This window comes from Ruegeria sp. CDSC054, assembly GCF_059610645.1.
On sequence record NZ_JBXWOA010000005.1, the window covers coordinates 154,358 to 172,613 of the forward strand.

The window sequence follows — 18,256 nt, forward strand, 5'->3', positions numbered from 1 at the left end:
TTGGGATGACAGTAGGGGGCCTGTTTCAGGTTGCAAGCGAAAGACAGGTGACGGGCGACGGATCGTCGCCCACTGATTTGTTATTGAGCGTAGCCAATAGATTTCAAAGCGTCAGTGATTTCGTCCAGAATGGCCGGATCATCGATGGTTGCCGGCATCTTGTAGTCCTTGCTGTCGGCAATCGACACCATCGTTCCACGCAGGATCTTGCCCGAGCGGGTCTTGGGAAGGCGGTCCACCACTACGGCCAGTTTGAACGCGGCAACCGGCCCGATTTTTTCGCGGACAAGCTTGACCACATCCTGCACGATCTCGCCATGGTCACGGTCGCAGCCTGCGTTCAGGCACAGGAAGCCAACGGGCATCTGTCCCTTCAACTGGTCCGTGACACCGATGACCGCACATTCAGCTACATCGGGATGAGCGGCCAGAACCTCTTCCATTCCGCCAGTCGACAGCCGGTGGCCCGCGACGTTGATCACGTCATCCGTGCGCGCCATGATGTAGAGGTAACCATCCTCGTCCACCATTCCCGCATCGCCGGTCTCATAGTAACCGGGGAAGTGGTTCAGGTACGAGCTTTTGAACCGTTCTTCGGCGTTCCACAGCGTCGGGAGAGTGCCGGGGGGCAGGGGAAGCTTGACCGCAATCGCACCCAGCTCACCAGGTTTCATCGGATGACCGCCTTCGTCCAAAATCTGCACATCATAGCCAGGCATCGGTTTGGCGGGTGAACCCAGCTTGACCGGCAGTTCCTCGATCCCCAGTGGGTTGCCGGCGATGGTCCAGCCGGTTTCGGTCTGCCACCAGTGATCGATCACCGGCACTTTCAACGCGTCCTGCGCCCATTCGATCGTATCTGGATCAGCCCGCTCGCCCGCCAGATACAACGCGCGCAGGCAGGAGAGGTCATACTTCGCCAACATCTCGCCCTTGGGGTCTTCGCGTTTGACGGCGCGGATGGCGGTTGGGGCGGTGAAAAAGCTTTTGACCTTATGCTCGGAAATCACCCGCCAGAACGTGCCTGCATCGGGGGTTCCGACGGGCTTGCCTTCAAACACAATCGTCGTGTTGCCGTGAATCAACGGAGCATAACAAATGTAGGAGTGTCCTACGACCCAGCCCACATCCGACGCTGCCCAGAACACATCGCCCGGATCGACATCGTAGATATTTTTCATCGTCCAGTTCAGCGCCACCAAATGGCCTGCGGTCGGACGCACAACGCCCTTGGGCGCGCCGGTCGTGCCCGAGGTGTACAGGATGTATGCCGGATCATTGCCATCGACCGGAACGCATTCGGCCGGTTCGACTCCGTACTGGAAGCCGTGCCAGTTGTAGTCGCGCCCTTCAATTAATTGCGCCACTTCCTGCTCGCGCTGGAAGACCACACAGAATTCGGGCTTGTGGTTAGCCATGTCGATGGCCCCGTCCAGCAGGGGTTTGTAATGCACGACGCGACCCGGTTCCATCCCGCAGGATGCGGCGATGATCGCCTTGGGTTTGGCGTCGTCGATCCGGACAGCCAGCTCATTGCTGGCAAAGCCGCCGAATACCACCGAGTGCACGGCCCCCAGACGTGCGCAGGCGAGCATGGCCTCCAGCGCTTCGGGGATCATCGGCATATAGATGATGACACGGTCGCCCTTTTCGACGCCCTTGGCGCGCAATGCCCCGGCCAGATTGGCCACGCGGTTGCGCAGTTCGACATATGAAATCTCGCGCTCGGTGTGGGTGATCGGGCTGTCATAGATGATTGCGGCCTGTTCGCCGCGACCATTTTCGACATGCCGGTCGACCGCGTTCCAGCAGGTGTTCACTTTGGCATCGCTGAACCACTCATACAAAGGGGCGTTGTCGTCAAACAGGGCTTTGGTCGGCGGTTGAACCCAGTCAATTGCCTTTGCAGCGTTCATCCAAAAAGCCTCTGGGTCCGATTTCCAGCCTTCGTAAATGTCCTGATATGCCACGGTGAACTCCTCCTAATTCTCCTTGAGAAATGTGTTATGTGGCCAGGGGGCACCGCACAAGCGAGCGCTGTGACGGAGCGTCACTTTATCGCAAAAAATTTGCAAGAATCCGTAAATTGGCCTGCAAATTTTTGCAAATCACCGCCTTTTTGCTGACTTTTAACGATCAATTTTGCGCTTTTGCAAAGTTGAATATTTTGTCGTGCAAATTATTGCCTGCTGTGAATCAAACAGGGCGCCGATACTGGCGCCCTGAATACTGTGCTCAGGTTAATTAACCGTAATGCGCTACGGGTGTACCCGCGATCGCCGCCATATTCAGCAATCCGCGTGCTGTGATCGATGGCGTCACGATATGTGCCTTGTTGCCCATGCCCATCAGGATCGGGCCGACCTCCAAGCCATCGGCCTTCATTTTCAGGATATTGCGCACTCCGCTCGCCGCATCCGCATGGGCAAAGATCAGAACGTTTGCTGTTCCTTTCAGGCGTGAGTTCGGGAAGATCCGCGAACGCAGCTCAGGGTCGAGGGCCAGATCCAGGTTCATTTCACCTTCATATGTGAAATCGCGCGGCTCGGCGTCGAGGATATCCAGTGCCGCCCGCAACCTTTTGCCCGATCCTTCAGCCTGATTGCCAAACTGCGACTGAGAACAGAAGGCGATTTTAGGCTCGATCCCGAAACGCCGAACATGACGCGCGGCGCCAATGGTCGACTCGGCCAGCTCTTCTGGGGTTGGCAGCTGCCGAACATGGGTATCAGCAATGAACAGCGGTCCGTCCTCGAGGATCATTAGCGACAGTGCGCCATGCGGGTGAAGATCGCCATCGCCCAGAACCTGTTCGACGTAGTTCAGGTGCCAACGATACTCGCCAAAGGTACCGCAGATCATGCTGTCTGCCTCACCACGTTGCACCATGATAGCCGCAATGGCCGTGTTGTTCGTGCGCATGATCGCCTTGGCCAGATCCGGCGTGACACCGCGGCGCTGCATGATCTCGTGATACGAGTTCCAGTAGTCATAATATCGCGGGTCGTCTTGCGGGTTCACAATCTGGAAGTCTTTGCCGGGACGGACCGTTAGCCCCAACCGTTCGCACCGGGCGTTGATCACCTCGGGGCGGCCGATCAGGATCGGGGTTTCGGTTGTTTCTTCGAGAATGGCTTGGGCTGCGCGCAGAACGCGCTCGTCCTCACCCTCGGCAAACACGATCCGGCGCGAGGCCACAGCCGCAGCCTCAAAGACAGGGCGCATTAGCAGGGCAGACTTGAATACGGACTGATTCAACCGCTCTTTGTATGCCTCGATGTCCGTGATCGGGCGCTTGGCCACGCCGCTTTCCATCGCGGCTTTGGCAACAGCCGAAGACACGACGCCAACAAGACGTGGGTCAAAGGGTTTGGGGATCAGATAATCAGGGCCAAAAGTCAGTTGTTCACCTTTATAGGCCGCTGCCGCCTCGGCGCTGGTCGTCGCCCGGGCCATCTCAGCGATCCCGTCCACGCAGGCGATCTGCATTTCATCGTTGATTTCGGTCGCCCCCACATCCAGCGCGCCCCGGAAGATGAAGGGGAAACACAGAACGTTGTTGACCTGATTGGGGAAGTCGCTGCGGCCCGTGGCAATAATCGCGTCCGGCGCGACTTCGCGTGCTGCTTGCGGCAAAATTTCCGGGCTCGGATTGGCCAGCGCGAAGATGATCGGGCGCTTGGCCATTTTCTCGACCATCTCGGGCTTCAGGACGTTCGGCCCGCTAAGGCCAAGGAACAAGTCTGCATCGCCAATCACATCGTCCAGTGTACGTAGGTCCGACTTTTGCGCGAATTGATCCTTGTGCGGGTTCATGTCCTCTTCACGGCCTTCATAAACAAGCCCGTGAATGTCGCACAGCCAGATATTCTCGCGCTTGACGCCCAGCTTGACCAGCATCATCAGGCAGGCAATTCCCGCTGCGCCGCCACCGGTTGAGACCACTTTGACGTCTTCGAAATTCTTGCCCGCAACGAACAGCGCATTCTTGGCCGCGGCACCCACGACAATGGCGGTGCCGTGCTGGTCGTCATGAAAGACAGGGATGTTCATTCGTTCCCGGCACAGCTTTTCGACGATGAAACAGTCCGGCGCTTTGATGTCTTCAAGGTTGATCGCGCCAAAGGTCGGCTCCAATGCACAAACGATATCCGCCAGTTTCTCGGGGTCGGGTTGATCGACCTCGATGTCGAAACAATCGATCCCGGCGAATTTCTTGAACAAGACGGCCTTGCCTTCCATCACCGGTTTGGATGCAAGCGCGCCAATGTTTCCCAGCCCCAGAACCGCTGTCCCGTTTGAGACGACCGCAACCAGATTCCCGCGTGCGGTATACAGCTCGGCGTTTGCAGGATCCGCTTTGATTTCCAGGCTGGCTTCGGCCACACCGGGTGAATAGGCGCGTGCCAGATCGCGGCCGTTTGCCATTGGTTTGGTCGCTTTGATTTCAAGCTTACCGGGCTTTGGGTGGGCGTGATATTCAAGCGCGGCCTGCCGCAGGCTGGGTGTGTCCGACATCGGCGACTCAACTCCTCAGAAAATTTGATTTAGTGTTAAACTATTTCCCCGGCTTTGGCTACGCTACGTCATTTTGCAACAGTTTTGCTAAAGTTCACCGACGTCCCGTTGAAAAGCGTCGTATTGCTTTTACATTCGGGCAACTTTGGAGCCAACCTAGACCTGTCGAGCACTGAAAGCCATAAATGAGCTATAAAGATGAATTTCAGGCCGGGACCGCCTTCCCGGCGGACCAGGTTGTTGTTGGTCCGGATCGCGCCGTTTACATATCGGTTTTGCTGATCGCCATCCTTGTCCTTGCCGCCGTCGGTATCTGGCCGGTTCTAGCCCTTGCTCTGAACGAAGAGGGCGGATTGTTCGAAACGATCTCGGCCGCTGCGCTGTTTGTCGCGGGCCTGGCTGCGCTCTGGCGCTATCCCGGCATAACTCGTCTTTACATCGCACTGGTCTGTCTGTTGCTGGCGGAAAGAGAGCTTGAGGCGGAAATCTATCCAGTTGACAGCCTGCCATATTGGGTCCTGAACGGTTTGGATAATTTGCTTGATATGACGCTGATCCGGGTGGTTCTGGCCGTCATCGTGATCGGAGGTGCCCTATGGCATGGAGCCCCGGCGGCTTGGCAGGCGGTAAAGCGACGGGCGCCTTTTTTCGTGATTTTCGTGCTGGCGGGATTGCTGGCGGTAACCGCTCAGCTGCTCGAGGAAGTTTCCGGAATTTACCAGGCAGATCTGTCCACACTTATGACAGTACGGCTCTTTGTTTTGGAAGAAACGCTTGAGATGTTCTTTTCGATTGGCATTTTGGCTTCTGTTCTGATCGGATGGCCAAAATCCGATGCCGAAGAGACGCTGAATGACCTCAACCAGAAACAACTGCCAGACACGCGCTGAAATCCGTCTGCCGACAGGCGAGCTGCGCGACGACATCCCGTTCTACACAAAAGTGCTCGGTATGAAGATGGATATGATCTATCCCGCCGACGATCCGCGTGTTGCCGTGTTTTCCGGCCACGGGTTGCGCCTTCGGGTCGAGAAGGACGCGCCCGAGGCCGCTGGTACGATCCGTATCCTGACAGACGATCCTGACGGTTTTGCTGATGGGCAGCGTACTTTGGTCGCGCCCAACGGCACGCGGGTTGAGATTGATGAAATGAACCCTCCGATGGTGATGCCCGAAACGGTGCATTCCTTCGTGGTGCGCAGGCTCAAGGATCAGGCCCCATGGATCATCGGGCGGGCAGGGATGCATTACCGCGATCTTGTGCCGGATCGGCTAGGTGGATCGATCATCGCCAGCCATATCCGTATACCCGATGGGGGCCCGGTGCCGGATATGGTGCATTTCCACAAGGTCGGGTTTCAACTGATTTTCTGCATCCATGGTTGGGTCGACGTCGTCTACGAGGATCAGGGCGACAAAATGCGCCTGACAGCTGGGGATTGCTTTATCCAACCCCCAGAAATCCGCCACCGGGTTCTTGAAGCCTCGAATAATGTTCAGGTGATCGAAATCGGTGTTCCCGCCGAACATGTCACCGAAATCGACCACGAGATGGACCTGCCTACGCCGAATTTCCGCCCGGACCGCGAATGGCAAGGGCAGCGTTTTGTTTATAACAAAGCCGAGAAATCAGCGTGGGGACCATTTCGCCTGCCAGGATACATCTGTCGCGACACGACGATTGCCGAGAATACCAAAGGTGTTGCAGGCGTGCAGGTCGTACGAAAAGGGCAGGGTGAACCGATCTGGGCAACGCATGACACGGATATCCATTTTACCTTCGTCATGACGGGCGAGGTAACTCTGAAAGGTGAAGGGCGCGATCCGTTCCGTTTGGAACAAGGGGATGCGTTCGTGATCCCGCCTGGCATGCGGACAAAACTGTCCGATCCTTCCGATGATGTCGAATTGCTTGAGGTTACGCTTCCGGGGATCTTCAATACCAAGCTGGGCTAAGAGGATTTTAGCCCAGGAATCTTGCGCGCGGGGGTTCAACTCCCTGCGCTCTTTCCTTTAGGGTATGATTTTCTGACCAGTTGATCAAAAACGGGGAATCGCCATGACTTTGAAAGATGCAGCACTGTCTGTTCGGGAAAAAGCCTATGCGCCTTATTCCAACTTCAAGGTTGGGGCGGCGATCCGGTCCGCATCCGGCGAGGTCCACGCGGGTTGCAACGTGGAAAACGTGGCCTATCCCGAAGGCACATGTGCCGAGGCCGGGGCAATCGCTGCGATGGTCGCTGCGGGCGAACAGGAATTGTCCGAGGTCTATGTTGTTGCCTCAAGTCCGCAACCGGTTCCGCCTTGTGGCGGTTGCCGGCAAAAGCTGGCCGAATTTGGCAAGCGGGACGTCAAGGTGACGCTGGCGACCGTGGATGGCGCCGAGTTTGTAACCACGATTGGACAATTGCTGCCGGGCGCTTTCGACGCCTCGCACATGGAGGACGTCTGATCCAATGGACGCCCGTTCGATCATTGCAAAACTGCGCCGGAACGAGGTGCCGACCGGAGATGAGCTGAACTGGTTCGCGCAAGGGTTGGCCGATGGTGGTGTCAGCGACGCCCAAGCGGGCGCTTTTGCCATGGCCGTCTGCATGGGTGGATTGGGCACCAAAGGGCGCGCCGATCTGACGATCGCTATGCGCGACAGCGGTGATGTGCTCAGCTGGGATTTCGATGGCCCGGTAATTGACAAACACTCGACCGGTGGGGTGGGAGACAGTGTAAGCCTTGTGCTCGCCCCTGCACTGGCCGAGTTGGGGGCTTATGTCCCCATGATCTCGGGCCGAGGTCTGGGGCATACTGGCGGTACCCTGGACAAGCTTGAGGCCATTCCCGGCGTCAGCACCCAGATCGGTCAGGAGCGGCTGACACAAATTCTGCGGGAAACGGGCGCGGCCATTGTCGGGGCTACGGGGCAGATCGCCCCGGCAGACAAGCGCCTTTATGCGATCCGTGATGTGACGGCGACCGTTGAAAGCCTGGACCTGATCACAGCCTCGATCTTGTCCAAGAAACTGGCCGCCAGCCCCGAGGCTTTGGTACTGGACGTCAAAGTCGGCAGCGGGGCGTTCATGAAAACGCTGGACGACGCGCGCAACTTGGCGCGCGCCCTGTCGGAAACTGCGAATGCGGCAGGTTGCCGGACCTCGGCTGTGATCACCGATATGCACCAACCTTTGGCTCCTGCGCTGGGCAATGCACTAGAGGTGGCTGAGGTGATGAAAGTCATGACGAAAGACCATTACGCGCCCCTTGCTGAAATTTCGGCCGAGTTGGGTGGAGTTCTGCTGGTGGATGCGGGGATGTTTGCAACCGCCGAGGAAGGGCGCGACAAGATCACAGATGTCATCCGCGATGGTCGCGCGGCTGAACGCTTTGGGCGCATGATGGCGGCTGTGGGCGCGCCTTTGCAGTTCGTCGACAACTGGTCCCGCTACCTTCCAGAGGCCAGCGTGATCCTTGAGGTCACAGCACCGACCAATGGACACGTTACTGCGATTGACGGCGAAGCGCTGGGCTTGACCGTTGTTGCACTGGGCGGCGGACGACAGGTCGAAGATGACGTGATCGACCCGGCGGTTGGGTTGTCCGGCATCGTTCGTCTGGGCGACAAAGTCGAGAAGGGTGCACCACTGGCCGTGGTTCATGCCGCGCGCGAAGACGCTGCGCGACAGGCCGCAGATGCCGTTTTGAAGGCGATTACAATTAGTGACGACGCCCCGATGGAACCTATACTCATCCACGAAAGGATCACGCCGTGACCCGCGCGTTCTTGGTGGTGATGGACTCGGTCGGTATCGGGGGTGCGCCGGATGCCGATCGGTTCTTCAATGGCGAGATACCGGATACTGGCGCAAATACGCTGGCGCATATTGCACAGGCCTGTGCCGAGGGGCGCGCCGAAAAGGGGCGCTCAGGTCCGCTGCACCTGCCAAGCTTAGATGCGCTTGGGCTTGGGGCTGCAACGCGGTTGGCATCGGGGGCCGCAACACCGGGATTGGATGCCGAGCCGGCTGGGCTCTGGGGCAGCGCACGCGAGTATTCGCCGGGCAAGGATACGCCTTCGGGCCATTGGGAGCTGGCCGGATTGCCGGTGCCGTGGGATTGGCACTATTTCCCGGACACGGCGCCTGCTTTCCCTGCCGAATTGCGTCGCGCTGCGGCTGAGGCGGCCAGTACAGACGATATACTGGGCGACTGCCACGCCTCGGGCACGACCATCATTGCCGAATTGGGGGCCGAGCATATGCGGACCGGCTGGCCGATCTGCTATACTTCGGCCGACAGCGTTTTCCAGATCGCCGCGCATGAGGAAAGCTTTGGCCTGGACCGTCTCCTGAATATGTGCAAGGCGCTTGCTCCGCGTTTGCATGAGATGAAAGTAGGCCGCGTCATTGCGCGACCCTTTGTAGGCTCAGTCAAAGAGGGCTTCACCCGTACCACTAACCGCAAGGACTTCGCCATACTTCCCCCCGCGCCGGTCCTGACCAATTGGGTGCAGGATGCGGGGCGTCGCGTCTACGCGGTAGGCAAGATCGGCGACATCTTCTCGATGCAAGGAATCGACACGTTGCGTAAAGGCTCGGATGCTGAGTTGATGGGTCACCTGTCTGATCTGGTCGATATGGCCGAAGAGGGTAGCCTGACCTTTGCCAATTTCGTTGAGTTCGACAGCCTCTATGGCCATCGCCGCGATATCAGCGGCTATGCCAGCGCCTTGGAATGGTTCGACCGTGAAATTGGAAAGATGCTGAATAAGCTGCGCCCTGGTGATATGATGTTGCTGACCGCTGATCACGGCAATGATCCCAGTTGGATCGGCACCGACCACACGCGCGAACAGGTGCCCGTTTTGATCGCGGAGCAAGGCACGGGCCAAATCGGGGCCGTCGATTTTGCCGATGTCGCCGCAAGTATCGCACACCATCTGAACATTCCGGCACAAGGACCGGGGAAGAGTTTTCTATGACCGTCGCAGACCTACCCAAAATCGAGTTGCACCTGCACCATGAAGGTGCAGCGCCGCCTGATTTCATCCGCCAGCTAGCGCATGAAAAGCGTATAGACCTGAGCGGAATTTTCAAACCGGACGGAAGTTATGACTTCCGCGACTTCGCCCACTTTCTCAGTGTCTACGAGGCCGCCTGCGAAGTACTTAAATCGCCCGAGGATTTCCGTCGCCTGACTTTGGCCATTCTAGAGGAAAGCGCTGCGAATGGGGTGGTCTACTCGGAAACCTTCCTCAGTCCAGATTTCTGCGGCGGCGGGGATGTGCACGCCTGGCGTGACTATCTGAACGCCATTCAGGACGCGGCGGACGAAGCCGAGCGCAAGTTCGATATCACTTTGCGCGGCGTTGTCACGTGCGTCCGGCATTTCGGACCCGAACAGGCGAAACAAAGCGCCTATTGCGCAGCAGAAACCGCCGGTGACTGGATCACTGGGTTTGGAATGGGCGGCAATGAGGGCGTCGGGACGCAGGGCGACTACAAATGGGCCTTTGACTGCGCCCGCGAAGCTGGGCTGCGCCTGACCACCCATGCCGGAGAATTCGGCGGCCCCGAAAGCGTACGCGATGCTGTTCGAGACCTCGGTGTCAAACGGGTTGGCCACGGCGTGCGGGCCATTGAGGACGACGATCTGATCCGGGAACTTGTTGACCGCGAAGTCACGCTTGAAGTCTGCCCCGGTTCCAACGTGGTTCTGGGCCTGTTCCCAGATTTTGCGGCACATCCGATTGCCCGGTTGCGCGATCAGGGTGTAAACGTCACAGTTTCCACCGACGATCCGCCGTTTTTCCATACCACCATGCGGCGCGAATATGAGATGCTGCATCAGGCCTTTGGCTGGGACGCCGAGGATTTTGCGGCCCTGAACGACATAGCCCTGAACGCGGCCTTCTGCGATGATGACACCCGCGAACGGGTGAAGAAAAGACTGGAGAGAACATGAGCGAACACCTGACCGTCGTTGACCACCCGCTGGTGCAGCACAAACTGACGCTCATGCGGGACAAGGGCACCTCGACCGCCGTGTTCCGCCAGCTGTTGCGCGAGATCACCCTGCTGTTGGCCTATGAGGTCACGCGCGAACTCAAGCTGACCACCCGCCACATTGAAACACCAATGGAGGAAATGGACGCCCCCATTCTGGCGGGTAAAAAACTGGCTCTGGTGTCGATCCTGCGTGCCGGAAACGGAATGTTGGACGGGGTGCTGGAACTGGTCCCCTCGGCCCGTGTCGGGTTTGTCGGGCTGTACCGCGACGAAGAAACCCTGAAGCCTGTGCAATACTACTTCAAAGCGCCTGAAGGTCTGAAGGATCGGCTGGTCATCGCGGTTGATCCGATGCTGGCAACCGGCAACAGCTCGGCTGCGGCGATTGATTTGCTGAAAGAAGCCGGGGCGACCGATATCCGTTTCCTCTGCCTGCTGGCCGCGCCCGAAGGCGTCGCCCGCATGAAAGAGGCGCATCCTGACGTGAACATCGTCACGGCGTCGCTGGATCGCGAGTTGAACTCGAAAGGGTATATCATGCCTGGGTTGGGCGATGCTGGCGACCGGATGTTCGGCACCAAGTAACCGGCTTACTCGCCACAGATATTCTGCAGCCGGACCCAATCGCGGTCCGGCAGCACTTGTGATAGAGGGCGCCCGGCCATCGGGTCCGCCTCGATCAGGCCCAGAGTGTCTTCCCCCGTGACATCCACAGCATAGGCATATGGCGTTGAAGGCAGCGCCGCCTGGGCGAATACCTCTAGCAAAGCTTGATCGGACAAAGTTGGGCGCGGTTCTGACAAGACCTGTTCGGTATAAGCGTCAACGATTTCCGGCGTCAGCTCTCCGGTTGTCAGCAGGCGGAACGCCGTGGTTGGGCCAGTTCGATCCAGCACCTCGTCCAATGGGTCTTGTGCGGTGGCTCGCGCGCGTTCGGCGATGATGTAACCGGCAGCGATGGATGGGTCCTCGTGATCTTCGACCAATGAGCGGTTCAGCAGAATGATCCCACCAGGCAGGCCGAGGCTTGTTTGTACCCCCGCGGGCAGAATAACGACCTCTCGCACGCCGGTTCGGGCTGCCAGTTGGTCCAACGCAGCCTGCGCATCCTCTGAGGTGCACGAGACACCAGAAACCCGTTCAATCCGGTGCAGGATCGCATCCCCGATATCGTATCGCTTAATCTCGGGGACAACAGAAACGACGTGGTTTTGCAGCGCGGCTGGAACCCAAAGCAGCAATAATGCGGCAACTGCAGCAATCACACCCGCAACACTAAGCCAACGCAACCGTCCGGGATGCGGGCGCGACCGATCAATTGCCTTTTGCAAACGGTCGATCGCCGCGATCATCGTGGTCTCTGTTTCTTCCAGCTCCAGCGTTTCGTCGGGGTCGCCGTCCGGGTTGAAGATGGCTGGATAGCTTCCGGGATTCTGCCGCTCCAAAGCTGCCAGCGACCAGTGCGTCAGTGCCCGGTCGTTGAAATCAGAAATCGTCAGCGTTGCTTCGCCAATCGACACCACAACCTCGCGCCGCTGCACGTCGGGCGAGGGGCGCCACAGACCGGTGGCTTCGATCCGTTGGTACTGTTTCAGAGCCGTCATCAAGGTGAGGTTTGCTCGTTATTATTTTGCCCCAGCTTAACATGGTAAATTCAAAGGGCGCAAACCAGTTGCGCCATCTGCGATAAATGTGCTGGATACAACGACACGTGCAGGGTTGTCCTGTCGTGCCCCACCATTTTACCGAGGCGAAAGATGCAGGCGGACACTCAGACCTCACCGATACTGGCATCGGTGCTGATGATCAGCGCCATGGCGATCATCGGGGTGATCGACAATGTGGTGATCCTGTTGGCGGAAACGGTTGGCCTGTGGCAATTCCACCTGAGCCGCGCGTTGCTAATGTTGCCGCTGATCTTCGGTCTATCGCTATTGGGGCTGGGCAGAATGCGCCCGAAACGATTTGGCCCGGTGATTCTGCGCAGCATACTGATCACCCTGGCCATGTTGTTCTATTTCGCATCGCTTGCGGTCATGCCGATTGCGCAGGCGCTGGCCGGGTTGTTCACATCGCCGATTTTTGTCCTTTTGATCTCGGCCCTGGCAATGAAGCAGCGGATTGGCCCTTGGCGTATTGTTGCGGTTCTACTGGGGTTTGCGGGAATTCTGTGCGTGCTGCAGCTTGACCCCTACGATTTCGATACTCGCAGCCTGTTGCCGGTCGCCGGGGGTCTGTTCTACGCGCTGAGTGCCGTTATCACGCGCAGCCATTGTTCCGGTGAAAGCACCGTGGCGCTGCTGGCTGCGATGATCATCACGCTGGGATCGGCCGGGGCGATTGGCCTTCTGGTACTTGAGCTGTTTCCGGTGGCCGCGCCGGATGGTCCCGACGGCTTCGCCGCGCGGGGTTGGGTCTGGCAGATGCAACCTGCATTGCCGTGGATCGCAATACAGGCGGTTGGTTCCACGATTGCCGTCTTCATGTTGATCAAGGCCTATCAGGTGGGCGAGCCGTCCTATGTCGCGGTCTTTGAGTACTCGGTCATGATTTTTGGTCCGCTCTTTGCCTTTGCGGCTTTCGGGCAGGCGATCGGGCCGATGCAGATTGGCGGGATTGGCTTGATTGCAATCGCAGGTACCCTGTTGGGATGGCGAGCAGGGCGCGAGGCTGCCCGGCCAGAACCGGTTTAGCCTTATCCTGAGGCCAGCCATTTGTTTTGGGTGGGCAATCGGGGATCATTCAGACCGGATACCGATGGGTGTAACACGACCTGCCCGATTTCAGCCGACGGGCTCAGACAGATTCGGCGGCACGGATGACCGCTGGTGTAAATTATAGTTTCCAAAAATCTGCCAATTTTTACCAATTGCGCAGTGTTGTTTAAAGAATTGTTGTTTTTCACGGCTTTAAGAGCGCAAATTGGGCGGCAATGTGTCTGAATTAAGTCGCCCATGGTTAAGTCGTGCTAGTCGTTATGAGTAGTTGTTTTTGTGTCAGAAATGGGTGCGACACGTGTTAAATGTACAGAGTGTTTTGAGTTATGAGGCCGTTCCGAACCGGGAAGTGCAGGACAATCCTGCGATTTCGCTGAACGCGCGTCGGGGTGGTTTTGTCCACGGAACTAAGATTGCGACGGATCGCGGTTGGCAGCCTGTTGAAGGACTGCAAGCAGGCGATCTGATCCGCACGATGGACAACGGGTTCAGGGCAGTCTCGCGGGTTGCGACGGATTGCATAGCAATCGCTGCCAGCGAGTCCAGGTCGGAAAACTTACCTGTCCGTGTGCCATCGAACACTTTGTATAACGGCGATCCGGTCTGGTTGATGCCAGAGCAGGGCGTGGCGTTGGACAACACCAAGCTGAGCCAGGGTCCGATCACGCTGCCGATCAGCATGCCTGTGGTGCCTGCGCGGGTTCTCAGTGGAACGTTTCGACTTTCGTCCAGCGCGCCCTCATTGCTGTTTGAGGTTTGTTCGTTGTTCTTTGAGCAAGACGAAGTGATCTATATCGAGGGTGGTTTGCGCGCCTTTTGTCCTGCGGGCCGCTTTGGGTCGAACAGCCGGCCCGCGAACGCCTCATACAAGGTGGTCGATGCTGATCGGACCGAAGACCTGATCGACATGGTCGCGCATAGCAGGGACATTGCTGTTCTTGCGAATTCACTGGGCGCATTACCGGCTCCGATCATGCAGAACCCGATTTTTCCAGCGCGGCCTGTCATGGGTGCGCGACGTCCTGGTCGGCCGGGGCGGCCTGCACCGATATTCTAATTATTTTAAGCTATTGATTAATGAATGACGCTGGCGCGGTAACCCGCACCAGCGTCTATTTTTTTAGGCAGCTTTTGCTTCGGGGTCAAAGCGGCCATAGAAGCTTTGGCCTTTCTCAGCCATCTCACGCAGCAGCGGCGGGCAGGCGAAGCGTTCGCCATACTGCGCAGCCAACTGGTCGCAACGCTCGGCGGCGTAGGGCGTGCCGATGATGTCCAGCCAGCTGAGCGGACCACCCGACCATGGTGCAAAGCCCCAACCAAGGATCGCGCCCACGTCGCCCTCGCGGATGTCCTCCAGAACGCCTTCTTCCAGCGCGCGGACCGCTTCCAGAACCTGTGCGAACATCAGACGTTCCTGAACTTCGATCAGATCAGGCTGGTCCTCGGCATGCGGGTATTTCTCCTGCAGACCCTTCCAGTACTCGGTGCGCTTGCCCTTTTCGTCATAGTCGAAGAAACCTGCGTTTGCCTTGCGTCCCAGACGACCCTCTTCCTCCATCCAGAAGATCAGATCATCGCCGGGGTTATCCGGATAGGCATTACCCATCGCGGCTTTGGTCGCACGAGCAATTTTGGCCCCCAGATCAATCGAGGTCTCATCGTTCAGCTGGATCGGCCCAACGGGGAAGCCCAACTGACGCGCGGCGTTGTCGATCAATACTGGGCTGACGCCCTCGGTGATCATGCGCAGACCTTCGTTGATATAGGGAATGATGCAACGGTTGGCGTAAAAGAAGCGCGCATCGTTGACCACGATCGGCGTCTTGCGGATCTGGCGGACATAGTCCAGCGCCTTGGCCACCGCGCGATCACCGGTTTCCTTGCCCTTGATAATCTCGACCAAGAACATTTTCTCGACCGGCGAAAAGAAGTGGATGCCGATGAACTGATCCGGGCGCACGGATGCTTTGGCCAGATCGGTGATCGGCAGGGTCGACGTGTTCGAGGCAAAGATGCAATCCTCGGGGATGATCGCCTCGACCTTCTTGGTCATCTCGGCCTTGACGCCCACGTCTTCGAAGACGGCTTCGATGATCAGATCGCATCCTTTGAGGTTGTCCAGATCCGGGGTCGCGGTGATGCGGGCCAGCATGGCCTCTTTCTTCTCAGCCGTGACTTTGCCGCGCTTCATGCCCTTGTCGAGATAGCTCTCGGTATAGGCTTTGCCTTTGTCCGCAGCTTCCTGGTCGCGGTCCACGAGAACCACTTCCATCCCGGCCTGGGCCGACACCAGCGCGATACCGGCACCCATCATGCCTGCGCCCAGTACGCCGATCTTCTTGACCGACTGATCGGGAACACCGGCAGGACGCACGGCACCTTTTTCCAACGCTTCCTTGTTCAGGAACAGCGACCGGATCATCGCACCCGAAGAGGGGTTCATCAGGACAGAGGTGAACCAACGCGCCTCGATCTTCAGGGCGGTGTCGAAATCGACCAGCGCACCTTCGTAAACCGCGCTCAGCAGAGCCTTGGCCGCAGGGAAGGCGCCTTGGGTCTTGCCGTTTACCATCGCCGATGCACCAACGAAGTTCATGAAACCAGCAGGGTGGTAAGGCGCGCCGCCGGGCATCTTATAGCCCTTCGCATCCCACGGTTTGATGATGTCTGCGTCCTTGGCGTTCAGCACCCATTCCTTGGCTGCGGCCTTCGGGTCGGCTGCGACCTCGTCAATATAACCCGCGCCCTTGGCTTTCTTGACGTCCAGCATTTTGCCTTCCAGCAGCAGCGGAGCCGCCGCAATCGCGCCAACCTTGCGGACCATCCGGGTGGTGCCACCCGCGCCGGGGAAGATGCCGACCATGATCTCGGGCAGGCCATATTTGGCCTTGGGGTTTTCGGCCGCAAAGATGCGATGCGTGGACAGCGGCAGTTCCATGCCAATGCCTGCGGCAGTGCCAGGCAGAACGGTGGCAATCGGCTTGCCGCCCTTCTTGGTCTTGGGGTCCATGCCCGCCATCTCGATCTTGCGCAGCAGTGCGTGCATCTGCATTGTGCCCTCGAACAAGCCTTTTGCCGGGTTGTCGCCCGCCTGTTCCTTCATCACTGCCAACAGGTTCAGGTCCATGCCACCAGCGAAGGACCCTTCCTTACCCGAGGTGATGATGATGCCTTTGACGTCGTCGTCAGCCAGCGCCTGATCGACCAGATCGCTCAGCTGTGCCAGCCCGTCAAAGGACATCACGTTCATGGTTTTCCCGGGCACATCCCAGGTGATTGTGGCGACGCCGTCTGCGTCTTTGCTCAGAGTGAAATCAGTCATTGTCATCTCCAATCTGGTCAGCCGTCAACGGGCTGCCATCCTTGCGGGTGAAGGAGAATCCGTTCTCATCATCCTTCACCATCATGTCTATGTCGCTGTAATAGCCGGTCTCGGTCGGGGTCCGTGTGCCCACCACCAGAAAGGTTGCGGGCGCATCGGTTTTGTTCACAAGGTGGTGGCCGTTGGCCTCACCTGCGGGCCAAGCGGCGCAGTCGCCGGGCTGCATCTCATGCTCACCATCGTCATCGATCAGCACGCAGGTGCCGCTGAGCATGATGGCAAATTCGTCCTGCTCCATATGGTAATGGCGCAGTGAAGACATGCCCTGCGGTTCCAACCGCACGACGTTGACCCCGTATTGGGACAGCCCGCCTGAATCGCCCACACGCTGAACGAAACGACCTGCGGTCGCTTCAGCCAGCTTGCCGGGATAGGCCGAGCCGCCCTTGAACGGAATCTGAGAGAGATCCAGCTTGGGCATCAGACCCGCTCGATAATGGTTGCTGCACCCATGCCGGATGCAATGCAGAGCGTCGCCAGACCGGTTTCCTTGTCCTGACGCTCCAACTCATCCAGCAACGTGCCGATGATCATCGCGCCCGTTGCGCCCAGCGGGTGACCCATCGCAATCGAGCCGCCGTTCACGTTGACCAACGCCGGGTCGACGTCGAACGCCTGCTGGAAGCGCAGCACGACCGAGGCGAAGGCTTCGTTGACTTCGAACAGGTCCAGATCGCCGATCTTCATGCCATTGTCGGCCAGGATCTTCTCGGTCACAGGAACCGGACCGGTCAACATGATGGTCGGGTCAGTTCCGATCTTGGCGGTTGCCTTGATGCGGGCGCGGGGCTTGAGGCCGTATTTCTCGCCGAATTCCTTGTTGCCGATCAGAACAGCCGCCGCACCATCCACAATGCCCGAGCTGTTGCCCGCGTGGTGGATGTGGTTGATCTTTTCCAGATGCGGGTATTTCAGCATGGCCACCTTGTCGAAGCCGGGCATCTGTTCGCCCATCATCTGGAAGGCCGGGTTCAGGCCACCAAGGCTTTGCATGTCAGTGCCGGGGCGCATGTATTCGTCGCGGTCCAGAATGGTCAGGCCGTTCTGATCCTTGATGGTGATAACCGATTTATCAAAACGGTTGTCTGCCCATGCTTCCGCGGCTCGGCGCTGCGATTCCATCGCCAACGCGTCGGCGTCGTCACGGCTAAAGCCATATTCGGTCGCGATAATGTCGGCCGAGATACCCTGCGGCACGAAGTAGGTCTCCATCGCCAGCGAAGGGTCAACCGCGATCGCTGCACCGTCGCTGCCCATTGCCACACGGCCCATCATTTCGACGCCACCTGCGATGTAAGCCTCACCTGCGCCGCCTTTGACCTGGTTCGCCGCGAGGTTCACAGCTTCCATGCCGGAAGCGCAGAAACGGTTGATCGCCAGACCGGGGATCGACTGATCCAGATCAGAGGCCAGAACCGCCGAGCGTGCCAGACAGCCGCCTTGTTCCATCACTTGCGTGACGTTGCCCCAGATCACGTCTTCTACGGCGTGGCCTTCGAGGTTGTTACGCTCTTTCATCGCGTTCAGGGTCAGGGCGGACAGGCGCACCGAGGTTACCTCGTGCAGGCTGCCATCCTTGCGGCCCTTGCCGCGCGGGGTGCGCAGGGCGTCATAAATATAAGCTTCGGTCATGGGTCTTC

Annotated in this window: 15 protein-coding genes; 9 read left to right on the top strand and 6 right to left on the bottom strand. The window is 58.4% G+C overall.

Annotated features, from left to right (window positions below; translation table 11 throughout):
* Positions 1-80: 80 nt before the first annotated feature.
* The gene (gene prpE / locus AC2FGC_RS12420; protein WP_496782481.1) at positions 81-1,970 is read right to left on the bottom strand and encodes a propionate-CoA ligase PrpE; all 1,890 of its coding nucleotides are present in this window, start codon (positions 1,968-1,970) and stop codon (positions 81-83) included.
* A gap of 274 nt (positions 1,971-2,244) precedes the next feature.
* Positions 2,245-4,518, bottom strand: a complete 2,274-nt coding sequence (locus AC2FGC_RS12425) for an NADP-dependent malic enzyme (protein ID WP_496782483.1) — start codon at positions 4,516-4,518, stop codon at positions 2,245-2,247.
* A 185-nt stretch (positions 4,519-4,703) separates the two neighbouring features.
* Between AC2FGC_RS12425 and AC2FGC_RS12430 the strand changes: the two genes are divergently transcribed.
* The 7 genes from AC2FGC_RS12430 (at position 4,704) to upp (ending at position 11,102) form a co-directional block, all read left to right on the top strand.
* The gene (locus tag AC2FGC_RS12430; protein WP_496768271.1) at positions 4,704-5,408 is read left to right on the top strand and encodes a hypothetical protein; all 705 of its coding nucleotides are present in this window, start codon (positions 4,704-4,706) and stop codon (positions 5,406-5,408) included.
* Positions 5,371-6,474: a cupin domain-containing protein gene (locus AC2FGC_RS12435; RefSeq protein ID WP_496768273.1), complete on the top strand. Its 1,104-nt coding sequence runs from the start codon at positions 5,371-5,373 to the stop codon at positions 6,472-6,474. The genes AC2FGC_RS12430 and AC2FGC_RS12435 overlap by 38 nt, the downstream gene beginning before the upstream one ends.
* Positions 6,475-6,577: 103 nt before the next feature.
* Positions 6,578-6,970 (top strand): cytidine deaminase, encoded by a 393-nt coding sequence (locus tag AC2FGC_RS12440; protein WP_108860194.1) that lies wholly within the window; start codon positions 6,578-6,580, stop codon positions 6,968-6,970.
* A 4-nt stretch (positions 6,971-6,974) separates the two neighbouring features.
* Positions 6,975-8,282 (top strand): thymidine phosphorylase, encoded by a 1,308-nt coding sequence (locus tag AC2FGC_RS12445; RefSeq protein ID WP_496782485.1) that lies wholly within the window; start codon positions 6,975-6,977, stop codon positions 8,280-8,282.
* Positions 8,279-9,490 carry a phosphopentomutase gene (locus AC2FGC_RS12450; protein ID WP_496782487.1) on the top strand — a complete coding sequence of 404 codons (1,212 nt, stop codon included), beginning with the start codon at positions 8,279-8,281 and terminating at the stop codon, positions 9,488-9,490. Before AC2FGC_RS12445 ends, AC2FGC_RS12450 begins: the two co-directional genes overlap by 4 nt.
* Positions 9,487-10,473, top strand: a complete 987-nt coding sequence (locus AC2FGC_RS12455) for an adenosine deaminase (RefSeq protein WP_496782489.1) — start codon at positions 9,487-9,489, stop codon at positions 10,471-10,473. The genes AC2FGC_RS12450 and AC2FGC_RS12455 overlap by 4 nt, the downstream gene beginning before the upstream one ends.
* Complete coding sequence (gene upp / locus AC2FGC_RS12460; RefSeq protein ID WP_058274218.1) at positions 10,470-11,102, top strand: uracil phosphoribosyltransferase; 633 nt, start codon at positions 10,470-10,472, stop codon at positions 11,100-11,102. The genes AC2FGC_RS12455 and upp overlap by 4 nt, the downstream gene beginning before the upstream one ends.
* 5 nt (positions 11,103-11,107) lie before the next feature.
* On the opposite strand, the gene AC2FGC_RS12465 is transcribed toward upp, so the two are convergent.
* Entirely contained in the window at positions 11,108-12,121 is a 1,014-nt protein-coding gene (locus tag AC2FGC_RS12465) for a hypothetical protein (RefSeq protein ID WP_496726091.1), read from the bottom strand.
* Between the two features lie 153 nt (positions 12,122-12,274).
* Between AC2FGC_RS12465 and AC2FGC_RS12470 the strand changes: the two genes are divergently transcribed.
* Both AC2FGC_RS12470 and AC2FGC_RS12475 read left to right on the top strand, forming a co-directional pair.
* Entirely contained in the window at positions 12,275-13,210 is a 936-nt protein-coding gene (locus tag AC2FGC_RS12470; protein WP_496726092.1) for a DMT family transporter, read from the top strand.
* 322 nt (positions 13,211-13,532) lie between these two features.
* Positions 13,533-14,291, top strand: a complete 759-nt coding sequence (locus tag AC2FGC_RS12475) for a Hint domain-containing protein (protein ID WP_496726093.1) — start codon at positions 13,533-13,535, stop codon at positions 14,289-14,291.
* Positions 14,292-14,354: 63 nt separating this feature from the next.
* Here the strand turns inward: AC2FGC_RS12475 and AC2FGC_RS12480 are convergent, their stop codons facing one another.
* The 3 genes from AC2FGC_RS12480 to AC2FGC_RS12490 are packed head-to-tail and all read right to left on the bottom strand — an operon-like array spanning position 14,355 to position 18,248.
* Positions 14,355-16,556, bottom strand: coding sequence for a 3-hydroxyacyl-CoA dehydrogenase NAD-binding domain-containing protein (locus AC2FGC_RS12480; protein WP_496782491.1), 2,202 nt, complete (start codon positions 16,554-16,556; stop codon positions 14,355-14,357).
* Positions 16,549-17,037 (bottom strand): cupin domain-containing protein, encoded by a 489-nt coding sequence (locus AC2FGC_RS12485; RefSeq protein WP_496726095.1) that lies wholly within the window; start codon positions 17,035-17,037, stop codon positions 16,549-16,551. The genes AC2FGC_RS12480 and AC2FGC_RS12485 overlap by 8 nt, the downstream gene beginning before the upstream one ends.
* On the bottom strand, positions 17,037-18,248 hold the full coding sequence (locus AC2FGC_RS12490) for an acetyl-CoA C-acetyltransferase (RefSeq protein WP_496726096.1): 1,212 nt from the start codon (positions 18,246-18,248) through the stop codon (positions 17,037-17,039). The genes AC2FGC_RS12485 and AC2FGC_RS12490 overlap by 1 nt, the downstream gene beginning before the upstream one ends.
* Positions 18,249-18,256: the final 8 nt, after the last annotated feature.